The organism is Vibrio sp. J502 (assembly GCF_025397955.1).
Classification (GTDB): Bacteria; Pseudomonadota; Gammaproteobacteria; order Enterobacterales; family Vibrionaceae; genus Vibrio; species Vibrio anguillarum.
Map to the genome: position 1 here is coordinate 1,613,405 of NZ_CP104554.1, position 21,538 is coordinate 1,634,942.

Below are 21,538 nucleotides of genomic sequence, written 5' to 3' on the forward strand. Positions count from 1 at the left end.
TCTCAGCTCAAAATCACGGCATAATTTCAACATCAACACCGCTTGCAAATCTTTTTCGGCGGACTTCACGAACTTACCTAATCACACGTCGTTGAGAAATTGATATGGTCAATATTATTTTGGTGAGATGGATGGATAAAAATGCCGGCTCTGTCAGCCGGCATCGAAGATACAAAATGTATGGTGGGTTTTCGTAACCAATAGAAACGCTACGTTTATAGCGACAAAATAACCCCAGCAAGTGCAGCACTCATCAAGTTAGCCAGCACGCCAGCGCTGATCGCTCGAAAACCATATTGAGAGATGAAGCTGCGACGCTCTGGCACCAAACTGCCCAAACCACCGATCAATACTGCCATGGTCGAAATATTGGCAAAGCCGCACAGAGCAAAAGTTACAATCGCTTGAGAATGTTCACTGAGCGAATCTTTTACGTCCATCAATTGGATAAAAGCGACAAACTCGTTCACGACAATTTTATTACCAATCAGTGAGCCTGCCGTCATCGCTTCGCTCCATGGAATGCCCACCAGCCACGCAACTGGAGCAAATAGGTAGCCTAAAATCAATTCAAAACTAAGGGTTAAGCCAAACAGACCGCCCACCCAGCCCAATAGGCCGTTGAGTAGCGCAATCACACTGATAAAGGCCAGTAACGTTGCCCCAACCGCAACCGCGATACGAAGCCCAGACATTGCCCCATCAGCCACGGCTTCAACCACATTGGTTGCTTTTGGTATCTCAACCTCTTCGTTGGCCACCTGCTGACTTTGCGCTTCGGTTTCCGGCACCAAAATTTTCGCCATCAACAAACCGGCTGGAGCTGACATAAATGCCGCCGCAATAAGATAGTTAAGGTTAACGCCCAGTGAGGCATAGCCAACTAACGTTCCGCCCGCAACCGAGGCTAAGCCACACGTCATCACCGCAAAAAATTGCGAATCACTCATGTGCTTTAAATAGGGCTTAACGACTAACGGCGCTTCAATCATGCCGACAAAAATGTTCGCCGTGGCTGACAGTGACTCTGCACGCCCCGTACCCAATAATTTTTGCAAACCACCGCCAATCAAATTAATCACTTTAGGCATCAAACCAATGTGGTACAAACCGGAGATCAAAGCGGAGAAGAAAATGATGATGCCAAGCACATTAATCGCAAACACAAAACCAACGCTACCATTGGCTAAACCGCCAAAGAGAAAGCCAATTCCCTCTTGCCCATAATTGATCAAATTCGATACCGCACCCGTGACACTGTTGAGCACTTCTTTCCCCATAGGGACATACAGAACCAATAGTGCAAAGCCTACTTGCAATAAAAAAGCGAGCGACACGGTTCTAAATTGGATGTTTTTTCTATTGGTAGAAAGTAGCCAAGCCGTAAATAAGATGGCGACGACGCCAAGTAATGAGTTCATTTGCTGTCAATCCAGATAACGGGGATAGGAAAGGCGCGCATTCTATCGTGCGAAAACGAATGCGCAAGTCGCAAATGTTACAGAGGTGTGCTTAAAAATAGCAGCCTTAAGCCTCTTATTTCAAGCTGTTGATTTGTAACAAGCTAAACGATTGCTTAGGCTTATCTTTTCCATATAGAAAAGATGTTTCTGAGTTGGGAAATAATAATTCGTACTCATTACACTTTTGTCAAACGGATGTAAGGCTCTAACTGAGTATCCCAGTAGCAAGGTGTACCGATTAAAGCCTTGATAAATTCAATCACGGCTGAGGTTTTCTTCGGCATATGTTGTCGGCTCGGGTAAACCGCATAAAAAGGCATACTTTGATTTGCGTGCCAATCTGGCAACAACTGGATCAGTTTACCAGTTCGAAATTCATCTCGAATTAAATAAGTCGCCAAGTAAGCAACACCCCACCCTGCCACGGCGGCGTCACGCACGGCTTCGGCTAAATCCACCGAATAGTTACCCGACACATTGATGTTGACCTTTTGCTCTGGATTAGCAAACGACCAACTGGTGTAATCTCGCTCCCAACTGCGGTAGATAAGGCAGTTGTGACCTAACAGATCACCAGGTGTCTGAGGGGGTGAATGGTTTAATAAGTATTCCGGTGACGCCGCCAGCACAAATTGGCAATCGGCGAGACGCTGCGCCACGTACCCTTCCGGCAAATGTTCGTTGTTGGTCACCCACAAATCAAGCCCTTCTTCGAGCATATCGACTCGATAATCGAACAAATGCACTTCCACTTGCAGTTTTGGATAACGCTGACGAAGCGCCTCCAGTGCTGGCAAAATGTGCAAAGAACCAAACGACTGTGAAAGACCAAGCTTAATCAGCCCAGACACCTCATCACGCTGGCTTTCCATTTCAGACTGCGCAGCATCCATCAACCCAACGACCGCAATACAATGGCGATAAAAAGCCTCTCCAGCCTCGGTTGTGGTGAAGCTGCGGGTGGTTCGCTGAACGAGCTTCACCCCGAGCGAGGCTTCCAGTAAGGCCAACTGCTTACTAACATGCGATACTGATACGCCTAAGCTTTTGGCCGCAGCGGTAAAGCCTTGATGTTTGATTAACGCAGCAAATATCACCATTTGCCCTGCACGTTCAACTAGCACACGCTCTCCAGAAATAGCAAAGGGCTCATGATGAGCCCTTTGCGTTCAATTAAGGTTCAAATCAATAGGTAATTCTATCCGCCAAATGGCTCACCGCGAGGGCGAAATAATATGAACGGTTCCACTTCATCAACACATTATAGTTGTTGTATACCAAGTAAACGCGGCCATTTTCATCATCTGGCATGATAAGCCAAGCTTGAACGTTGTCTAAATTAGGCAGTGGTTTACCTTCGTAACGGGTAATACCGAGCTTGTTCCACTCTCTCAATGATTTCCCTTTTTCGGGCTGTCGCCCTTCTAAAGTGCGGTCAAAGCCATGCGGAACTTTAACTTGACGGCCCCAAGTGTATTTATCATCCCATCCCGATTGGCTGAGATAATTGGCCGTCGACGCGAATACATCTTCCTTTGAGCGCCAAATGTCTTTTTTGCCATCGCCATTACCATCGGAAGCGAACGCCAAAAACGAACTCGGCATAAACTGGCATTGTCCCATCGCGCCAGCCCATGAACCTTTCATCTCATCAGCTTGGATATGACCTTGCTGTAGAATTTGCAACGCGGCCATCGTCTCCTTGCGGAAAAATTCTTCTCGACGACCGTCATAAGCCATAGTCGTCAGCGCATCAATAACACTAAAACCACCGGTCAACGCACCAAAATTACTTTCTACGCCCCACAAAGCCACGATAAAGCGCGGCTGTACGCCATATTGTTCGCCAATGCGGCTAAGCTCTGCATAGTGCTTTTCATACAGCGCCTTTGCTTGGTTCACTTTCCATTCTGGAACCGCGCGTGGGATATATTCATCCAGCGTCAGTTTCTTTTCTGGTTGATTGCGATCGGCCGTCACAGCACGTGGCTTGTACTCCACATTTTTAAACGCATCGATTAAAATTTGCTCTGAAATGCCTTCATTTCGTGCTTGCTGCTTCAAGCCTTCAACATAGTGTTCAAAACTAACCTCATTCGCCATCAATGGCGTGGAGAGGCTTAATCCCAATACGACTGACAATAACTTTCTCAAATCGTCCTCCTTGAGCTGAAAACTTAGCTATCTTTTTGCTGAGCCTTTTGCTGCTTATATTGTTCTAATAAATTTTGTGGCGGTGGCGGTAACTGTAGGAAAAAGCCCTCATTTTCTAGAGAATCTTTTACTTTTTCAATGTTCACTTGGGCAAGTGTACGCCCTTCCAGTTTCACTACCATGACTAAAGTAGGCTTACCGAACATCGCCATTAATGTGTCAGGAACCTGTGAAAAGTCATCCTTTTTGGGGATATAGAGATAGGTACCTTCTTTTTTAGAGCTTTTGTAGATAGAGCAAAGCATGACAAACCTTTTATTGTAATAAACTGGCTTTTCGAGCCAATTAAGTTAGAAACGTTAAACTTTTACCAAATTTAAGATTAAAACAAACATTTGACCGCAAGATAACTTGCTGAGCTAAGTCAGGGAATATAACATGACAACCCTAGTTTCAGGCAACGCCCTTTCTAGTGAAGCCATTAGTTATTGAGGTCAATATAAGATGTCGAATACTCCTGACCTAAAAGGTAGCAGTTTTACTTTGTCAGTGTTACACCTTTGCGACAGTGAAGTTGCCAATACCGTTGAGTTTCTCAAGGAAAAAGTCGCCCAAGCTCCTGCTTTTTTTGCCTCTGCACCTGTGGTGATCAATATTGCTAAAGTGATTGGCGATATTGATTTTGCGATACTTAAACAAGGCATCACTGAAGCGGGAATGATCCCGGTCGGTGTGACAGGTTGCCGTGATAAACGCAGCCAAAACTTAGCCTCAGAAGCTGGCTTTGCCGTGATGGCAGCAAGCAAGTCGCCTTCTCAAGCTCCCGCTCAAATAGCGCCAACCAAGGTGATTCGCACGCCCATTCGCTCTGGCCAGCAAGTGTATGCCAAAGATAGCGATTTAGTGATCCTCAATCACGTCAGCGCGGGGGCCGAAGTGATCGCCGATGGTTCAATTCACATTCATGGTTCACTGCGCGGAAGGGCCATTGCCGGTGCCAGCGGCCAAACGGAAGCAAAAATTATTTGTCACGATTTACAAGCAGAGCTGGTCTCCATTGCTGGAAATTATTGGCTTAGCGATCAAATTGAAAGTGAGTTTTGGCAGAAGAAAGTGATGCTCAGCATGGTTGATGATTCACTGCATTTTGAAACGCTCACGATTTAAAATTAACAAGGAAAACATAATGGCACGCATTATTGTTGTAACGTCAGGAAAAGGCGGCGTTGGTAAAACAACCTCAAGCGCAGCAATTGCTTCTGGCTTGGCTTTAAAAGGTAAAAAGACAGCGGTCATCGATTTTGATATCGGTCTGCGTAACCTTGACTTAATCATGGGTTGTGAGCGCCGCGTGGTGTACGACTTTGTTAACGTCATCAACGGTGAGGCGACACTTAACCAAGCGATGATCAAAGATAAACGCACCGAAAACTTGTTTATTCTGCCTGCCTCACAAACCCGTGATAAAGATGCGCTCACCAAAGAGGGCGTAAAGCGCGTTTTGGATGAACTCGATACGATGGGCTTTGATTTCGTCATTTGCGACTCACCAGCAGGTATTGAGCAAGGCGCGTTGATGGCTTTGTACTTTGCTGATGAAGCGATTGTAACGACGAACCCTGAAGTCTCTTCCGTGCGCGACTCGGACCGCATTTTAGGGATTTTGGATTCCAAATCAATGCGCTCAGAGCAAGGGTTAGAACCTGTTAAACAGCACCTTTTATTAACTCGTTATAACCCTACTCGCGTGACACAAGGTGAAATGTTGAGCGTGGAAGATGTTGAAGAGATTTTACATATCTCTTTACTTGGCGTGATCCCAGAAAGCCAAGCGGTGCTTAATGCCTCCAACAAAGGTGTTCCGGTTATTTTTGACGATCAATCAGACGCAGGCCAAGCTTATGCTGACGCTGTCGAGCGCTTATTAGGACAAGAAGTCGAGTTTCGTTTTCTAACGGAGCAGAAAAAGGGCATCTTTAAACGACTTTTCGGGGGTTAATATTATGTCTCTACTTGAGTTTTTCCGACCACAAAAGAAAACGACCTCAGCAAGCCTTGCCAAAGAGCGTTTGCAAATTATCGTCGCCGAACGTCGTAGTGAAAATGACCCTGCACCGACCTATTTGCCTCAATTGAAAGAAGACATTCTCAAGGTGATCGCCAAATACGTCGCGGTTGACCCTTCGATGGTTGAAGTCTCTTTTGAGCACAAAGATGATGATATCTCTGTGCTGGAATTGAACGTGAAACTGCCAGACGAAGAAAAGTAATCCTTATGATAAAAGAGCCTGCAAAATTGCAGTAATGCCGATCAGTTAAGGCCAAAGGGATCGGTTGAACGATCCTTCAGAGCTGTCAAAATCCAAGTGTATTTAATGCACTTGGATTTTTTTATGGATGTTTCCCAAGCTCTAAACATAATTAATGATTGGAAACCTAGCAACGTTGAGACTTTGTCTGACTTACTTCCAATTGACCTCATCAACGAAGCTTATTCTCTTACTGATACCGTCACGATGAGAAAGAGGAAATTAACTCTAGAATCCATGGTTTGGTTACTTGTTGGAATGGCTATCTATAACAATAAATCCATGAAAGACTTAGTTAACCAGCTTGATATTGTCGATCGTACGGGTAAAGCTTTTGTCGCACCGAGTGCGTTGACTCAACGTCGAAAGACGTTGGGTGAAGGCGCAATTAAAGCGGTCTTTGAGCAAATGACGACTTCATGGTTAAAAAGTGCAAAGTTACCCCAGTGGAATGGATTAACGCTTCTTGGCGTCGATGGAGTGGTTTGGCGCACGCCCGATAACCCGCAAAATGAAAATGCATTTTCTCGACAAAAAGGGACACAATATCCGCAAGTGAGAATGGTCTGCCAAATGGAACTAAGCAGTCATATTATCACGGCCAGTGCTTTTGATAACTACAATACAAACGAAATGGTATTAGCTGAAAAACTGATAGAAACAACACCGAATCATAGCGTGACAATGTTCGATAAGGGGTTCTATTCTTTAGGCTTATTACATAAATGGCAAGACTCTGGCTCAGAGCGCCATTGGCTTATTCCCCTCAAGAAAAATACACAATATGACATTGTTCAATCTTTAGGGCGAAATGACAAACTTGTTCAATTACACAGTAATCCAAGAGCTAGAAAGCGATGGTCTGATTTACCAAAGTCGATAACCGCTCGACTTGTCACTCGTAAAATTAAAGGAAAAGACTACCAAGTATTAACTTCTATGACAGATCCGCTGCGTTACCCATCAAAAGATATTACTGGTCTTTATGAGCATCGTTGGGAGATAGAGCTAGGCTACCGAGAGCAAAAACAATACATGCTTGGAAACCGTCTCACGCTGCGAAGTCGTTTGCCAGAGTTGGTAAAGCAGGAGTTATGGGGCATCTTACTTACTTACAATTTAATTCGATATCAGATGGTAGAGCTCTGCTTCAATTTAAAGGGAAACTACCTTCCTTATCAACTGAGTTTTAACGGCACATTAGCTCATGTATCTGCGTTACTTGTAGGCTTACCTTACTCAACACCAGGAGCAATACCTCGTCAGTTAAAGGGTTTTCACAACATGGCTGAAAGCTTAATACTTGAAGGGCGAAGGGAAAGAACATTCCCTAGAACAGTTAAGCCTAGACCACAACGGTATGCTAAGAACAAAAATGCCGTTCACTCTTAAGTGAACGGCATTACTGCAAAATTGCAGGCTCTTTCTCTTTACTAACCAATTTTACTCAACCAATTTGTTGAGCCGTTCACCGAGAATAGGTAAGCGCCAGCTCTGCATCACATCCGGCAATTGCGCGGGATCTCTCTCTTTCTTCCACACCCAACTCAATAGCTGGTTGAGCTGTTTTTTAGAGGCTAAAAATTCAGTCGCTAAACCCGTGGTTTGAGACACTGATTTAACTTCATCTTTCAACCGTTTAAACAACTGTTTATAGCCGGGATAGTCCATCAAAGGGTCGATTTTAGGTGGGTATTGATCAGCCGGAGTCTGCTGGCCCGCTTTCACCAATGCAATGATTTTGGCACTGTGACGTTGAATCGATCTCGGATCGGCCCCTTCATCAATCATACGGCTTGCACTCGTCAATCCCAAACGAGCGATAGTCAGCAAATCTGTCTCTTTGACCACAAAATTGAGCGCCAAATCACGGCGTACCGCCTCTTCGTAGCGCCAAGTAGCTAAGGGTTTGAGAATCGCTAATTCTTGCGGTGTTAGTTGCCATGCCCCTTTGATATCCAAATAGGCCAAATCGGGATTAGTCTGTTTAATGCGTTTGACGCTCAATAGTTCAGATTCTTGCTGCGCCGCTTGCCACCAGCCCGCCTGCGTCACTTTATCGAGTAATTTCTCGTAAATCGGCAGCAAATAAAACACATCGGCGGCAGCGTAATCCAACTGCTTTTGCGATAAAGGCCTTGCTAACCAATCAGTACGCGATTCACTTTTATCAATTTCAATCCCTAAGAATTCATTGACCAATGCGGCAAATCCGGTAGACAGTCCATGACCGAGAAAGGCCGCCATTACTTGTGTGTCGACCATTGGAAACGGTGTGCAGCCAAATGCATTATGAAACACTTCGAGATCTTCACCACACGCATGCAGCACTTTGAGCACGGAGGTGTCTTGCAGTAGCTCGACAAAAGGGGCCATGTCATCAAAGGCAAGTGGGTCGATTAAAGAAAGGTTTTCACCATCATAAAGCTGGATCAATCCGAGCTGTGGGTAAAAGGTACGCACTCGGACAAACTCGGTATCGAGCATCACCACATCGGCATCTCGCGCGGCAAGGCATACACGTTGTAGGTCGTTAGGCTGGGTAATTATTTGGTAGTTCACTAATGGCTCACTTTGGGCAACCCTACTAGAGGGGACATAAAAATGCCGACGGTTTGAGTCGGCATTCTAGCACTATTTTTTCATACTGACTTGATGCTTAGGCACGTTTTGTTTGTTCAATTGCCGCATCATTTTCTTCACGAAGTACGCGGCGTAAAATTTTACCCACATTACTTTTTGGTAAATCTTCCCTAAACTCAATCAACTTAGGCACTTTATAGCCAGTCAAATGTTTACGGCAATGGGCAATGATTTCATCTTTGGTTAAGCTCGGATCACGCTTAACCACATAAATCTTGACGATTTCACCAGACACTTCATGAGGCTGGCCGATAGCGGCCACTTCTAATACTTTGCCATGCAGTGCAACCACATCTTCAATCTCATTAGGATAGACGTTGAATCCAGAGACTAAAATCATGTCTTTCTTGCGATCGACAATATAGACCATTCCTTGCTCATCAAACTTGACGATATCGCCTGTAGAGAGCCAACCATCGGCATCAATCACTTCTTTCGTCGCTTCCGGTCTTTGCCAATAACCTTGCATCACTTGTGGGCCACGCACTTGCAACTCACCGACTTGATCATAAGCCAACACTTTGCCTTCATCATCAACGATACGCACTTCGGTTGAAGGTACGGGTAAACCAATGGCTCCCGAATAATCACTTAAATCATAAGGATTACCTGTCACCAGTGGTGCACATTCAGTCAAACCGTAACCTTCAAGCAGGTGGATACCCGTCACTTTTTTCCACTGATCGGCCACCGCGCGCTGTACCGCCATGCCACCACCAACAGAAAGCTTAAGATTTTTGAAATCAAGTTCATGGAAATCTTCGTTGTTGACCAACGCATTAAACAGCGTATTCACCCCCGTAATGGCAGTAAATGGGTACTTTTGCAACTCTTTGACAAAGCCTGGAATATCGCGTGGATTAGTAATCAATAGGTTACGCCCACCCATTTCGACGAACAGTAAACAGTTTACGGTCAGTGCAAATACGTGATAAAGCGGTAATGCCGTCACAACCAGTTCGCGGCCTTCGGCCAATACTGGACCATATGCTCCTTTTGCTTGGAGCACATTCGCAATCATGTTGCGGTGGGTCAGAATTGCCCCTTTTGCCACACCGGTTGTACCACCGGTATATTGTAAAAATGCAATGTCGTCGCCAGACATAAAAGGCTTCACATACTGTAAACGGCGACCTTTGTGCAACGCCTTACGCATGGAAATGGCACCTGGTAAGTCATATTTTGGCACCATCCCTTTCACATATTTCACAACGAAATCAACCAACGTCCCTTTTGCTCTAGGTAACATCTGTCCAAGGCTGGTCAATACCACATGTTTTACCGAGGTATTTTCAACAATTTGCTCTAAGGTATTGGCAAAATTCGAGACGATGACGATCGCCTTTGCATCGGCGTCATTCAGTTGATGTTCAAGCTCTCGCGGGGTGTACAACGGGTTAACATTTACCGCAATCAACCCGGCTCGTAATACGCCAAATAACGCGACCGGATACTGCAATAGGTTAGGCATCATTAAGGCGACACGATCACCTTTTTTCAGCTTTAGCTCATTTTGCAAATAGGCGGCAAATGCTCGGCTGCGCTCTTCCAGTTTACGAAAAGTCATGACCGAACCCATATTCATAAAGGCTGGTTGATCGGCATATTTATGAACCGATTGCTCAAACATTTCGACCAAAGAGAGGTACTGATCAGGGTTGATGAATTCAGGTACGTCAGTTGGATAGCGTGAAAGCCAAGGTTTCTCCACGGTAATACTCCTCGTTATTGGCGGCTGCTCTACGGCGATATTTTTATGTGCGCTATTACAGCACAGCCAAAGCGCTTGAGCACGAAACACTCAAACACTTGTTTAAATTTTGTTAACTAAGCCAAAAATTAGTTCAGCGACTTGCGAAGGTTGCTCAAGATGGCAATGATGACCACCAGAAATAGTGAACATCTCTTGCCGATCATCGGCGAAATAGCCTCGAGCGGCTCGTAACTCAGAAAAACCGTGTGTACCGAGAATCACACGTTGTGGGCATTGGATGTGCGCCATTATGTGCTGAGCATGCTCATACGACATGCGATACAAGGAATCGCTGTTTAACTGTGGGTCATGACGCCAATACCACTCGTCATTGCGCCGCTCAACACCTCGAATAACGATGGGTTGGATCAGTGCTGCTTCTAACTGGTTGACTTCGGCTCGGCGAGCAACAGCGTATTCTAAGTTCGGTAACCTACGACGAGGCTTACGCCGGATCCGCTGGCGGCTGAGTACGCCATTGCGCAGCCTGGCCACACTCTCTAGTGGCGATTCAGCCAATGGAGCAATTCCTTCGATTTGAACTAATCCTGCGACTTGCTCAGGAAAGGCGGCACTATAGCAACTTGCGATTAAAGCACCAAGGGAATGCCCTACGATCACTAACCTGTTTGGCGATAAGTTGAGCAAAAATGAGTAAATATCATCAATATAGTCATGAAATGGGTAAAAATGACCGTCGGCTTTATGGCTTGAAAGGCCATGTCCCGGTAAATCGATTGCGCAAAGGTGTAACTGTGGATTAAGGTGACTTAACGCTTTGATAACGGTAAGAAAACTGGATGAATTATCTAACCAACCATGCAAAAAAACGACCGATAAGTCGGCCGTTTGTGCGTTTCCCAACTCTTGAGTCGCAATCATTCCTTGCGCAAGAGAGTACTGTTTTTGTTGCATCGCTATTTCACTTCTTGTACCACGCGCCCTTCACGAGCACCAATGTACATTTGCCGACAATATAAGCTGTGGCAAGGGTACATATAAGTACCGAGATCATTCACGACCACTCTTTCTTCAACTCGCCACAAATGTAGTCCTTTTACGGCCATGGTTGGGAAAGTGTATTCAAACTCACCCACTTTGGCCTTTTCTGGAGCAAGGCTGGTTCCCACTAGCGTCACCAAACGATCTTTCGCATAAGCCACTGGGTCAACAAACCCGTCAACATAGCCAACAAAACGCCCTTGCGGTTCGCGGTCGATATCAGGTCGGCCTGATGAGCTAATCGGCAAATTGACTATTTCAATCCGTGTTTTATCCGCCAAATTAGTCACACTGGCGATGACGCCGCCCAGCCGGACTTCATCTTGCTCATTGGTTGGCGTATTGACCCAAGTGGCGTAATCGGTGATCACGGCATCACTACTGGCACGAAGATCATCCGGTAAGCTTGAGCATGCACCAAGCAGCAATGTGGACGATAACAATAGTAGCGTTTTAGAAGTGGAAAAAGATCGCATCATAATGACCTTGTTGGATTAGATGTAGATATCGACTCCAAGCAGTTGAGCAAGTTCCTCTTTTTTTGCTTGGTTCATCACGTCCATGTACTCTTCCATCGCCTTTCTTGATCGACCTTCAGGAAGATCGTATTCCAGATTAGCCCGATGAATCTCTGATGGATCGACATGACGAATTGAATGAGAAACAGCATTCGCCACCTTAGTAGGTTGGCCTACTCCGGTTTTGGCATCGCCTTTCTTTACCCCATTGTTCTTATTTGCGCGATTAGCCCTATTGCTACCGGGCACTATCGCAGGAGGTAAACCATTAATTGAAACCATACTGTTCCTATTCAATTAGAGCAAGACGAATGCAACGCCTTGCCTTTCACTGATTATTCTCGGCCCGGTAACTTCTTCCAAGCCACGTTATCACGCAGGTAAACAGGGCTCGACTCTTCCACCGCTAGCGTGTTTCCTTTGGCAAACTCGTACTGAGCAAGAAACACCATATCCTGTGCATCTGGGTACAATACTTCCCCCATTTGACACGAGATAGGCAACGTATCTAACTCTTCTTTATAAGCCGCCCAACCCGTTCCAGCGCAGCCCCAAGTGATGCTGTCAGCTTTGATTTGCTCAGCAAGAGTATTAGGAGCAATGACGCACTCTGCATCTATCTCTTGCCAAGAGCCATCTTCTTGACGTGTATAACGACCCCAGTAAATCTCACTCATCCTGGCGTCAATTGCACACGCCACCTGCTGGTAACCCTGTAAACGATAGCTGCCTTGCGCCATCGCTGCCAGGGTCGAAATACCTATCATAGGTAAATCAGCGCCGAATGCTAAACCTTGTGCAATTCCAATGCCAATCCGTACTCCGGTAAAACTGCCCGGACCACGGCCAAAGGCTAGCGCGTCGAGTTCCTGTAAGGTGATGCCCGCTTCTTTGAGGACGGAATCCACCATGGGTAGAATTTTCTTGGTGTGATCGCGAGGGGCAACTTCACTGCGAACGTACAGTTTGCCGTTCATCATTAAAGCAACAGAACAGTTCTCTGTTGCTGTGTCTAAGGCAAGGATCTTTGCGCTCATTACTGTCTCTAATTGTTGTTAATAGTTACGGGTGTCGTGACTGAAATTTGACTTAAGAAATCTTTTACTTTGTCCAAATCCCGCGTACGTGGAATGGGCGGTAAACTGGCAAGAAATAGCCCACCGTAGTCACGGGTGACTAAACGGTTATCACAAATGATCAGTACACCTTTGTCATGTTTATCGCGGATCAAACGCCCGACCCCTTGTTTCAAGGTGATGACGGCATCGGGTAGTTGTACTTGCGCAAATGGATCTCCACCGCGCATTCGGCAATCTTCAATTCGCGCTTTCAGCAGCGGATCATCCGGTGCGGTAAATGGAAGTTTGTCGATAATAACACAGCTTAATGCGTCACCTCTAACATCTATCCCTTCCCAAAACGCCCCTGTCGCGACCAATAAGGCATTACCTAATTCCATAAATTCGGCCAACGTTTTTTGTTTACTCGTTTCCCCTTGCATCAGCACTGGCACGGTTAACACTTCTCGAAAACGTTCACCTAACTCGCGCATCATGCTGTGGGAAGTACATAAAAAGAAGCAGCGGCCTTGGTTTTGCTCAATCACTGGCGACAAAATACGCACCAATTTATCGGCAAGGCCTGGGCTATTGGGTTCAGGTAAATAGCGCGGCACACACAGCCGCGCCTGCTGCTGATAGTCAAACGGGCTTGGTAATGAAAACTGAGCTTGGGGCTTTAATCCTAAGCGCTGAGTGAAATGGCTAAAATCGTCGTTTACGGCCAAAGTAGCGGAGGTGAAAATCCATGCGCCCTGCTTTTGTTGCACCTGTTCGTGAAATTTATCGGCCACCGAAAGTGGGGTGATGTGTAAACTAAAATGACGCGGCGTGGTGTCATACCAATAGGAATAACCAGTAATAGAGACATCACACACTCGATCAATTCGTCCTTTGATTAAGTTGGCGCGCTCAAATGCGGTATCCAATAACTGGCTGCGACCTAACGCGAGTTTTAACACATCGATAGCAAAATCTAAGCTGTCTCGCAAACGCGCTAATTCTCGCGAAATCGATGGTGAAGCTAACGCCTCACGCCAGTTGCCTCGAAAACTGGGTTCACCCAACACAATGCGTAAATCCATCGCTGACTGCACCAGTTTATCGCCCACTTTCTGCAATTGGCGCATATCTTTTGCTTCAGTGCGATAGCCGATTTCAATATCTTTCGCCAGCTCTTGAACTTGGCGACTGGAGACTGATTGACCAAAATATTGGCTGGCGATATCCGGTAACTGATGCGCTTCGTCGAAGATAAAGACCTCGGCTTCGGGGATCAACTCACCAAACCCGGTTTCTTTGATCGCCAGATCGGCTAGAAAAAGGTGATGGTTGACCACGACAACGTCGGCATCCATCGCCTTTTTGCGCGCTTTAGAGACAAAACAGTCGACGTAACTTGGGCACTCTTTGCCAAGGCAATTGTCGTTGGTTGAGGTGATGGTTGGAATGACTGCACTGTCTTCAGGCAACTCTTCACATTCGCCTAAATCACCACTTTTGGTTTCCGATGACCAACGACGCACTTTCACCAATTGAGTCAATAGCTGTGGATCAGATTGGTTGGTGTGGCTTTCCACCATTTGGCGGCTTAGCCTATCAAGGCACAGATAGTTTGCTCGGCCTTTTAATAGCGCAACATTGCCATAGAAACCGAGCGCATCAATCATCAAGGGTAAATCACGATGAAAAAGCTGCTCTTGTAGGTTTTTAGAACCCGTACTGATAATGACTTTTTTACCACTGAGCAGCGCAGGCACCAGATACGCAAAGGTTTTGCCTGTACCAGTCCCTGCTTCAACCACTAATTGCGATTGTTGGGCAATCGCCTTAGCGACCGCTTCAGCCATGTCAATTTGCGCTTGTCGAGCTTGAAAACCGGCAATGGCCTTGCCTAATGCGCCTTGTGAAGAGAAGGTTTTTGCAATCATCAAAAAGTGGAGGTAAGTGTTCGTTGCGGGGCATTATGTCAGGTTTGATGAGCTGGCGCGAATCCAAGTGCAACCCGCGCCAGTTAGGTGTGTTCTATTTGCGATTGAGGTAACGAGATAACCAAGCTGGTCCTTCGTACCCATTCTCCGTTTGGGTCATTGCTTTTGCCGCCTCGGCGGGTGACGCTCGGTTCTCCCACATGTCTTCCAAAATGATTTCGTCAATTTGATGGTCTCCCATCAATGCACTCACTCTTTCCATATACAGCTTTCGTGCGAGGAGTTCTCTATCCATAAATACCGCCTTAAGACACTCTGTGAGGAAGAAAATTAGTAAAAGCCTAACGGTGAACCCGTTTATATATTGAAACCAACTTAATAATAGATTAATTATAGCCCTTATATTGCGGGGCGCCTCACCGTTCACACGCTCACGAATTAGTTTTTAGAACGAAAAAAATCATGCACGGAAGTAATTAATAATGGAAAGAAAAACACTGCTCACTCATTGTAGTGATGCGCCCGGACTTATCTCTAAAATCACGAACATTTGTTATAAACATCAACTCAATATTATTCATAACAATGAGTATGTTGATAACATCAGTGGTCACTTTTTTATGCGTACTGAATTGGAAGGCTACTTTAACGACACCACCCTTCTAGCCGACCTTGACCAAGCCTTGCCTGCACATGCAAAGCGTAAACTGATTGATTCTTCGCGCAAACGCATCGTTATTTTGGTGACTAAAGAAGCACATTGCTTGGGCGATATTTTGATTAAGAATTATGATGGCAGCTTGGATGTCGATATTGCTGCAGTGATTGGCAATTACGATACGCTGCAAAATCTGACCGAAAAGTTTGATATCCCGTATCACCATGTTTCTCATGAAGGGCTAAACCGCGAGGAACATGAGCAGAAATTGTTGGAAGTGCTGGACCAATATCACGCCGACTATTTGGTCCTCGCCAAATACATGCGGGTACTCACTCCTGGTTTTGTCGATAAGTACCATCACAAAATTATTAATATTCACCACAGCTTTTTACCGGCATTCATTGGTGCAAAACCTTACCAGCAAGCGTACGAGCGCGGTGTGAAAATCATTGGTGCGACGGCGCACTTTGTCACCAATGATTTAGATGAAGGCCCGATTATTAAACAAGATGTGATCCCTGTTGATCACACATTCAGCGCGCAAAACATGGCGCAAGCTGGACGGGATGTTGAGAAAAATGTGCTGAGTAAAGCCTTGAACAAAGTCATCAACGATCACGTTTTTGTTTATGGCAACAAAACGGTCATTTTATAGCAAAGCCAAGACTGTTCTTCACGAACGTAGCAAAGACAAAAGGCGCGATTTGCGCCTTTTGTTGTTTTACGATTGCTGGCTGATCACTGCAAGCGATAACACCACCACCTAGCTTGGACCACAGATTATAACTTGATCGCCAGCTCTACCCCCTGACGAATCGCACGCACAGCATCAAGCTCACCAGCATAATCGGCACCACCAATCACATGCATCTTCTCACCCAATGATGCCCATTTATCTTCAAAAGGACGTACCGATTCTTGCCCGGCACAAATCACAATTTTGTCGGCGTCTAACAGCAAAGGATTACCGTCAAGCGTGATATGTAAACCGTCAGCGGCAATTTTTTCATAACCGACACCACCCAGTAGATTCACTCCACGCTTTTCTAAGGTGCGTTTATGGATCCAACCTGTGGTCTTACCGGGGCCTTTACCTACTCGTCCTTTGCGACGCTGCAATAGCCATACCGTTTTCTCACTCATACAATCGGGAAATGGGTACAAACCTCCGGGATAAGCAATCTCTTTATCGATGCCCCAATCATGCAGCCAATCATCAAGCGTATGCTCTGTCGGCTCAGTCAACATAGTGGCGACGTCGACACCAATTCCGCCAGCACCAACAATCGCGACTTTTTCGCCAACGGGTGTTTTTTCACGGATCAGCGTTTGGTAATCCACCACCTTTTCTAGGTTATCAATACCATCAATTTTTACTTTTCTCGGCTCGACACCCGACGCCATCACTACTTCATCGTACGGTTCGAGCATCTCAAAATTGACGTCAGTATCTAAATGCAGATGCACACCGGTTTGATCAATACGATTTGCAAAGTAGCGAATGGTTTCTCGAAACTCTTCTTTGCCGGGAATTTGCATCGCCAAACGGAACTGGCCACCAATGCGATCATTTTTTTCAAACAGATCAACATGATGCCCACGCTCAGCCAAGGTAGTCGCGCAAGCAAGCCCCGCCGGACCTGCGCCAATCACCGCCATTTTTTTCGGCTGAGCCGCAGGGCGAATAACCATTTCCGTTTCATAGCAGGCCCGCGGGTTGACGAGGCAACTGGCCCGTTTACCTTTAAATACGTTATCTAAACAGGCTTGGTTACAGCCGATACACGTATTGATCAGCGCGGCTTTTCCTTGCTCGGCTTTGGCAACAAATTCTGGATCGGCAAGAAACGGACGCGCCATCGACACCATATCCGCTTGACCCGTTGCTAATATTTTTTCTGCTTCTTCTGGAGTGTTGATGCGATTACAGGTCACGACGGGCACAGAAAGATGTGGGCGGATTTTTTCCGTTACCCAAGTAAAAGCAGCACGTGGTACTTGAGTCGCTATCGTTGGAACGCGCGCTTCATGCCAACCGATGCCTGTATTGATAATGGTCACGCCAGCTTGTTCAAGTGCCTTAGCGAGCATTAAAACCTCTTCAAAAGTGCTGCCCTCTTCGACTAAATCCAGCATTGAAAGACGGAAAATGATGATGAACTCTTTACCAACCACTGCGCGAATCGCTTTCACTATCTCAATGGGTAAACGGATACGATTTTCGTAACTACCGCCCCAATCGTCGTAACGCATGTTGGTACGTTTACAGATAAATTGGTTGATCAAATACCCTTCCGAGCCCATCACTTCCACACCATCGTATCCTGCAAGGTGAGCTAATTCAGCACTACTGGCAAAGGCATCAATGGTTTTTTTTATCTGACGGGCACTCATTTCACTCGGTGCAAAACGCGCAATAGGTGCTTTAATCGCCGAAGCACTTTGAGCAAAAGGGTGCATTGCGTATCGGCCTGCGTGCAGCAATTGCAAGGCGATTTTTCCACCTTGGCGATGCACTGCCTCAGTTACAACTTGGTGTGCACGCGCATGTTTTGCCTTGCTAAATTCGGCACTGAAAGGGTGAAGTCGACCGCGCAAATTAGGCGAAAACCCGCCCGTCACAATCAGCCCAACCCCACCTTTTGCACGCTCTTCATAAAAAGCGGCCAGCTTATGGAGCCCTTCCTTGTGCTCTTCTAATCCCGTGTGCATTGATCCCATCAATACACGGTTGCGTAACTGAGTAAATCCTAAATCCAAAGGCTCTAACAGATGTGGGTACATGGCGACTTCACTTTTATAATTATGCGTTATGGTCTGACCAGAATATTATTGCCCACAAAAAAAATCAAACGAGTGTTTACATTTTTGTAACACCGATCAATCTTGCGGTTGTTTGGGTATACTAGATCACGTAGGATGTAAGCCATTAATATCTCAAGGTTAATCCCTTGATTCATTTAAACACGCTTGCGAATAGCCGCAGTGGAGAAACAATGAAATCACTATTTCGATTTATCGGTTTGATATTTAAAGGTTTTTGGAAAATCATTACCTTTATTCGTTTAGCCTTAACCAACCTGTTCTTTTTGCTCAGTATTGCACTGATTTATTTCTTGTATGTGCATGCCGATTCTCCCCTGCCTACCATAGAAAAAGAGTCCGCATTAGTAATGAACTTATCGGGACCGATTGTTGAACAGAGTTCTTACATCAATCCGATGGATTCAATGACTGGTTCATTTTTTGGCAAAGACTTGCCCAAAGAAAATGTATTATTTGATGTGGTAGAGACCATTCGCCATGCGAAAGACGATACGAAAATCACAGGCCTTGTGCTCGCTCTCGGAGAAATGCCTGAAACCAACCTCACTAAGCTACGTTACATTGCTAAAGCGTTGAACGAATTTAAAGCCACGGGCAAACCCATCTACGCAGTGGGAGATTTCTATAATCAAAGCCAATATTATTTGGCAAGCTACGCCGATAAAGTCTATTTGGCACCGGACGGCGCCGTGATGCTGAAAGGCTACAGTGCCTATTCGATGTACTACAAAACTTTGCTGGAAAAGCTGGATGTCAATACGCACGTTTTCCGTGTCGGTACTTATAAATCAGCCATTGAGCCATTTATTCGTGACGATATGTCCGACGCGGCGAAAGAGTCCGCCTCTCGCTGGTTAACGCAGTTGTGGGGAGCATACGTCGATGACGTAGCGACTAACCGTAAGATTGACGGGAAAACGTTAAACCCATCAATGGATGAATTTCTGACCCAATTAAAAGCGACCGAGGGAGATCTCGCCGCTTTATCATTAAAATTAGGGTTAGTAGATGAATTGGCAACTCGCCAACAAATGCGCCTATCGCTCGCCGAAACATTTGGCAGCAATGGAGAAGATAGCTACAACGCCGTAGGTTACTACGAATATCAAGCCACCATTAGGCCACAGTTTAACGCTGATATGGACGATGTAGCCGTAATCGTGGCTAGTGGTACCATCATGGATGGAGATCACCCACGAGGCACAGTCGGTGGTGATACCACCGCCGCATTACTTCGCCAAGCGCGTAACGATGATAAAGTCAAAGCCGTCGTATTGCGTGTGGACAGCCCAGGAGGCAGTGCCTTTGCCTCCGAAGTTATTCGTAATGAAATTCAAGCGTTAAAAGACGCAGGCAAACCGGTTGTCGTCTCAATGTCGAGCCTTGCAGCGTCTGGCGGTTATTGGATTTCAATGAGTGCGGATAAAATTGTCGCGCAGCCAACCACGTTAACCGGTTCAATTGGTATTTTTAGTGTTATCACCACATTCGAAAAAGGACTCAATAAATTAGGGGTTTATACCGATGGCGTAGGAACCTCACCTTTTTCTGGTGTCGGTGTCACCACAGGGCTAACAAAAGGCGTAGCCGACGCTCTGCAACTGGGCATTAACCATGGTTACCAGCGTTTCATCAGTTTGGTGGGAGAGAACCGTGGCCTTTCATTGGCACAAGTCGATCAGGTCGCGCAAGGCCGCGTATGGACAGGACAAGATGCCATGGTTCATGGCTTAGTCGACCAAATGGGTGACTTTGATGATGCCATTAAGCTCGCAGCACAACTGGCAAAATTAGAGACCTACAATATTTATTGGGTAGAAGAACCCCTTTCACCCGCTGAGCAATTCTTGCAAGACATCATGAATCAAGTGCAAGTTCGCTTCGGTTTTGATGTATCAACGCTAGTGCCTGCGTCGCTGCAACCTGTAGCAAAACAATGGGTGCAAGATGCCAGCTTACTCAACCATTTTAATGATCCGAAAGGGCAATATGCGTTCTGCCTAAACTGCCAAGTTCAGTAGCAATATCAATCTATAATGACTAAAAACCATTGGGGCGCTTTGTGTTGAGCGCCCCTTTTTATATTAAGTGAATACGCTATAATCCCCCGCTCTGTTCCCCTACACGAGTGATTTCTAGCTATGGCAAGAAAACATATCTACATCGCCTACACTGGCGGTACTATCGGCATGCTAAAATCCGACCATGGTTATGTCCCTATTGCGGGCTTCATGGAAAAACAACTCGCAAGTATGCCTGAATTTCAGCGCCCTGAAATGCCTGAGTTCACCATTCATGAATATGACCCTCTGATTGACTCCTCGGACATGACACCTGAAGATTGGCAACAAATCGCCAACGATATTCGAGATAATTATGACAAATACGATGGCTTTGTGATTTTACATGGTACGGATACCATGGCTTACACGGCATCGGCACTCTCTTTCATGCTGGAAAACTTGGGTAAACCCGTCATTGTGACAGGCTCACAAATTCCGTTGGCCGAATTGCGCTCTGACGGACAAGCGAATTTACTTAATGCGTTGCACATCGCCGCTAATTACCCCATCAATGAAGTGACGTTATTCTTCAATAATCAGTTGATGCGGGGTAACCGCAGTGTCAAATCACACGCCGATGGTTTTAATGCGTTTACCTCGCCGAACCTTCCTCCGCTGTTAGAAGCTGGGATCAATATTCAAATCAGCAGTAACGTTAAAGTTGGCGAACAGCCGCAAGGAGCCTTCCGAGTCCATAACATTACACCACAACCGATCGGTGTGATTACCATGTACCCTGGCATCTCTCACGAAGTGATCCGCAATACCTTATTACAGCCAGTCAACGCGATGATTTTGCTGACTTTTGGTGTGGGCAATGCACCTCAAAATGCGCAACTATTAGCGCATTTAAAAGAAGCCTCAGAACGTGGCGTGATCGTCATGAACTTAACTCAGTGCTTAGCAGGTAAAGTCAACATGGGCGGTTACGCAACTGGCTGTGCACTTGCAGAAGCAGGCGTGATCAGCGGCTACGACATGACACCCGAAGCCGCTTTAGCCAAGCTTCACTATTTACTGAGCCAGAATCTTTCTTATGAAGAAGTGAAGCAGAAAATGCAGGAAGTATTACGTGGTGAAATGAGCTTATAGCTTTAAACAACCACAATATATTTTCCCCTCATTAACAAAATCCCCAACTCAATGAATTGGGGATT

General features: G+C 45.9%; 20 protein-coding genes. 7 read left to right on the plus strand and 13 right to left on the minus strand.

Annotated elements, in window-relative coordinates:
- Positions 1-215 precede the first annotated feature (215 nt).
- From N5E84_RS07485 to N5E84_RS07500, 4 genes are all read right to left on the minus strand, one after another.
- A complete protein-coding gene (locus tag N5E84_RS07485) occupies positions 216-1,421 on the minus strand; it encodes a NupC/NupG family nucleoside CNT transporter (protein WP_019282015.1) in 1,206 nt (401 codons plus the stop codon).
- Between the two features lie 218 nt (positions 1,422-1,639).
- Entirely contained in the window at positions 1,640-2,587 is a 948-nt protein-coding gene (locus tag N5E84_RS07490; RefSeq protein ID WP_019282016.1) for a LysR family transcriptional regulator, read from the minus strand.
- Positions 2,588-2,648: 61 nt separating this feature from the next.
- Positions 2,649-3,617, minus strand: a complete 969-nt coding sequence (locus N5E84_RS07495; RefSeq protein ID WP_013857211.1) for a lytic transglycosylase domain-containing protein — start codon at positions 3,615-3,617, stop codon at positions 2,649-2,651.
- A gap of 23 nt (positions 3,618-3,640) precedes the next feature.
- A complete protein-coding gene (locus N5E84_RS07500; protein WP_019282017.1) occupies positions 3,641-3,922 on the minus strand; it encodes a YcgL domain-containing protein in 282 nt (93 codons plus the stop codon).
- Positions 3,923-4,121: 199 nt separating this feature from the next.
- On the opposite strand from N5E84_RS07500, the gene minC reads away from it, so the two are divergent.
- From minC to N5E84_RS07520, 4 genes are all read left to right on the plus strand, one after another.
- Positions 4,122-4,784: a septum site-determining protein MinC gene (gene minC, locus N5E84_RS07505; protein ID WP_013857213.1), complete on the plus strand. Its 663-nt coding sequence runs from the start codon at positions 4,122-4,124 to the stop codon at positions 4,782-4,784.
- Positions 4,785-4,803: 19 nt separating this feature from the next.
- The gene (gene minD / locus N5E84_RS07510; RefSeq protein ID WP_013857214.1) at positions 4,804-5,616 is read left to right on the plus strand and encodes a septum site-determining protein MinD; all 813 of its coding nucleotides are present in this window, start codon (positions 4,804-4,806) and stop codon (positions 5,614-5,616) included.
- Positions 5,617-5,620: 4 nt separating this feature from the next.
- On the plus strand, positions 5,621-5,887 hold the full coding sequence (gene minE / locus N5E84_RS07515) for a cell division topological specificity factor MinE (protein WP_010317176.1): 267 nt from the start codon (positions 5,621-5,623) through the stop codon (positions 5,885-5,887).
- 123 nt (positions 5,888-6,010) lie between these two features.
- On the plus strand, positions 6,011-7,318 hold the full coding sequence (locus N5E84_RS07520; protein WP_029388402.1) for an IS4-like element ISVa16 family transposase: 1,308 nt from the start codon (positions 6,011-6,013) through the stop codon (positions 7,316-7,318).
- Between the two features lie 51 nt (positions 7,319-7,369).
- On the opposite strand, the gene rnd is transcribed toward N5E84_RS07520, so the two are convergent.
- The 8 genes from rnd to N5E84_RS07560 all read right to left on the minus strand — a co-directional run bounded on the left by rnd (position 7,370) and on the right by N5E84_RS07560 (position 15,126).
- Positions 7,370-8,488 (minus strand): ribonuclease D, encoded by a 1,119-nt coding sequence (rnd, locus tag N5E84_RS07525; RefSeq protein WP_017044578.1) that lies wholly within the window; start codon positions 8,486-8,488, stop codon positions 7,370-7,372.
- A 97-nt stretch (positions 8,489-8,585) separates the two neighbouring features.
- Positions 8,586-10,280: a long-chain-fatty-acid--CoA ligase FadD gene (gene fadD / locus N5E84_RS07530; protein WP_026028639.1), complete on the minus strand. Its 1,695-nt coding sequence runs from the start codon at positions 10,278-10,280 to the stop codon at positions 8,586-8,588.
- A 102-nt stretch (positions 10,281-10,382) separates the two neighbouring features.
- On the minus strand, positions 10,383-11,237 hold the full coding sequence (locus N5E84_RS07535; protein ID WP_019283279.1) for an alpha/beta fold hydrolase: 855 nt from the start codon (positions 11,235-11,237) through the stop codon (positions 10,383-10,385).
- Positions 11,238-11,239: 2 nt separating this feature from the next.
- Positions 11,240-11,803: a Slp family lipoprotein gene (locus N5E84_RS07540; RefSeq protein ID WP_017047796.1), complete on the minus strand. Its 564-nt coding sequence runs from the start codon at positions 11,801-11,803 to the stop codon at positions 11,240-11,242.
- A gap of 15 nt (positions 11,804-11,818) precedes the next feature.
- A complete protein-coding gene (locus N5E84_RS07545; protein WP_026028052.1) occupies positions 11,819-12,124 on the minus strand; it encodes a hypothetical protein in 306 nt (101 codons plus the stop codon).
- 53 nt (positions 12,125-12,177) lie between these two features.
- Positions 12,178-12,879: a tRNA (adenosine(37)-N6)-threonylcarbamoyltransferase complex dimerization subunit type 1 TsaB gene (tsaB, locus tag N5E84_RS07550; RefSeq protein ID WP_019283280.1), complete on the minus strand. Its 702-nt coding sequence runs from the start codon at positions 12,877-12,879 to the stop codon at positions 12,178-12,180.
- An 8-nt stretch (positions 12,880-12,887) separates the two neighbouring features.
- Positions 12,888-14,831, minus strand: coding sequence for an ATP-dependent DNA helicase (locus N5E84_RS07555; RefSeq protein WP_038148369.1), 1,944 nt, complete (start codon positions 14,829-14,831; stop codon positions 12,888-12,890).
- A gap of 94 nt (positions 14,832-14,925) precedes the next feature.
- On the minus strand, positions 14,926-15,126 hold the full coding sequence (locus N5E84_RS07560; RefSeq protein WP_013857222.1) for a hypothetical protein: 201 nt from the start codon (positions 15,124-15,126) through the stop codon (positions 14,926-14,928).
- A gap of 187 nt (positions 15,127-15,313) precedes the next feature.
- Between N5E84_RS07560 and purU the strand changes: the two genes are divergently transcribed.
- Positions 15,314-16,147 (plus strand): formyltetrahydrofolate deformylase, encoded by an 834-nt coding sequence (purU, locus tag N5E84_RS07565; RefSeq protein ID WP_010317194.1) that lies wholly within the window; start codon positions 15,314-15,316, stop codon positions 16,145-16,147.
- 125 nt (positions 16,148-16,272) lie between these two features.
- Here purU and N5E84_RS07570 read toward each other — a convergent pair whose 3' ends face one another.
- Positions 16,273-18,276 carry an NADPH-dependent 2,4-dienoyl-CoA reductase gene (locus N5E84_RS07570; RefSeq protein ID WP_019282282.1) on the minus strand — a complete coding sequence of 668 codons (2,004 nt, stop codon included), beginning with the start codon at positions 18,274-18,276 and terminating at the stop codon, positions 16,273-16,275.
- Between the two features lie 212 nt (positions 18,277-18,488).
- Here N5E84_RS07570 and sppA point away from each other — a divergent pair, with 212 nt between their 5' ends.
- Complete coding sequence (sppA, locus tag N5E84_RS07575; RefSeq protein WP_069212224.1) at positions 18,489-20,339, plus strand: signal peptide peptidase SppA; 1,851 nt, start codon at positions 18,489-18,491, stop codon at positions 20,337-20,339.
- Between the two features lie 120 nt (positions 20,340-20,459).
- Complete coding sequence (ansA, locus tag N5E84_RS07580; RefSeq protein ID WP_017044568.1) at positions 20,460-21,473, plus strand: asparaginase; 1,014 nt, start codon at positions 20,460-20,462, stop codon at positions 21,471-21,473.
- Positions 21,474-21,538 lie beyond the last annotated feature (65 nt).

Coding starts and splice junctions, on each gene's coding strand:
- N5E84_RS07485 (WP_019282015.1), bottom strand. CDS start 1,421: ATGAACTCATTACTTGGCGTCGTCGCCATCTTATTTACGGCTTGGCTA.
- N5E84_RS07500 (WP_019282017.1), bottom strand. CDS start 3,922: ATGCTTTGCTCTATCTACAAAAGCTCTAAAAAAGAAGGTACCTATCTC.
- minC (WP_013857213.1), top strand. CDS start 4,122: ATGTCGAATACTCCTGACCTAAAAGGTAGCAGTTTTACTTTGTCAGTG.
- minD (WP_013857214.1), top strand. CDS start 4,804: ATGGCACGCATTATTGTTGTAACGTCAGGAAAAGGCGGCGTTGGTAAA.
- minE (WP_010317176.1), top strand. CDS start 5,621: ATGTCTCTACTTGAGTTTTTCCGACCACAAAAGAAAACGACCTCAGCA.
- N5E84_RS07520 (WP_029388402.1), top strand. CDS start 6,011: ATGGATGTTTCCCAAGCTCTAAACATAATTAATGATTGGAAACCTAGC.
- N5E84_RS07535 (WP_019283279.1), bottom strand. CDS start 11,237: ATGCAACAAAAACAGTACTCTCTTGCGCAAGGAATGATTGCGACTCAA.
- N5E84_RS07540 (WP_017047796.1), bottom strand. CDS start 11,803: ATGATGCGATCTTTTTCCACTTCTAAAACGCTACTATTGTTATCGTCC.
- N5E84_RS07545 (WP_026028052.1), bottom strand. CDS start 12,124: ATGGTTTCAATTAATGGTTTACCTCCTGCGATAGTGCCCGGTAGCAAT.
- tsaB (WP_019283280.1), bottom strand. CDS start 12,879: ATGAGCGCAAAGATCCTTGCCTTAGACACAGCAACAGAGAACTGTTCT.
- N5E84_RS07555 (WP_038148369.1), bottom strand. CDS start 14,831: ATGATTGCAAAAACCTTCTCTTCACAAGGCGCATTAGGCAAGGCCATT.
- N5E84_RS07560 (WP_013857222.1), bottom strand. CDS start 15,126: ATGGATAGAGAACTCCTCGCACGAAAGCTGTATATGGAAAGAGTGAGT.
- purU (WP_010317194.1), top strand. CDS start 15,314: ATGGAAAGAAAAACACTGCTCACTCATTGTAGTGATGCGCCCGGACTT.
- N5E84_RS07570 (WP_019282282.1), bottom strand. CDS start 18,276: ATGTACCCACATCTGTTAGAGCCTTTGGATTTAGGATTTACTCAGTTA.
- sppA (WP_069212224.1), top strand. CDS start 18,489: ATGAAATCACTATTTCGATTTATCGGTTTGATATTTAAAGGTTTTTGG.
- ansA (WP_017044568.1), top strand. CDS start 20,460: ATGGCAAGAAAACATATCTACATCGCCTACACTGGCGGTACTATCGGC.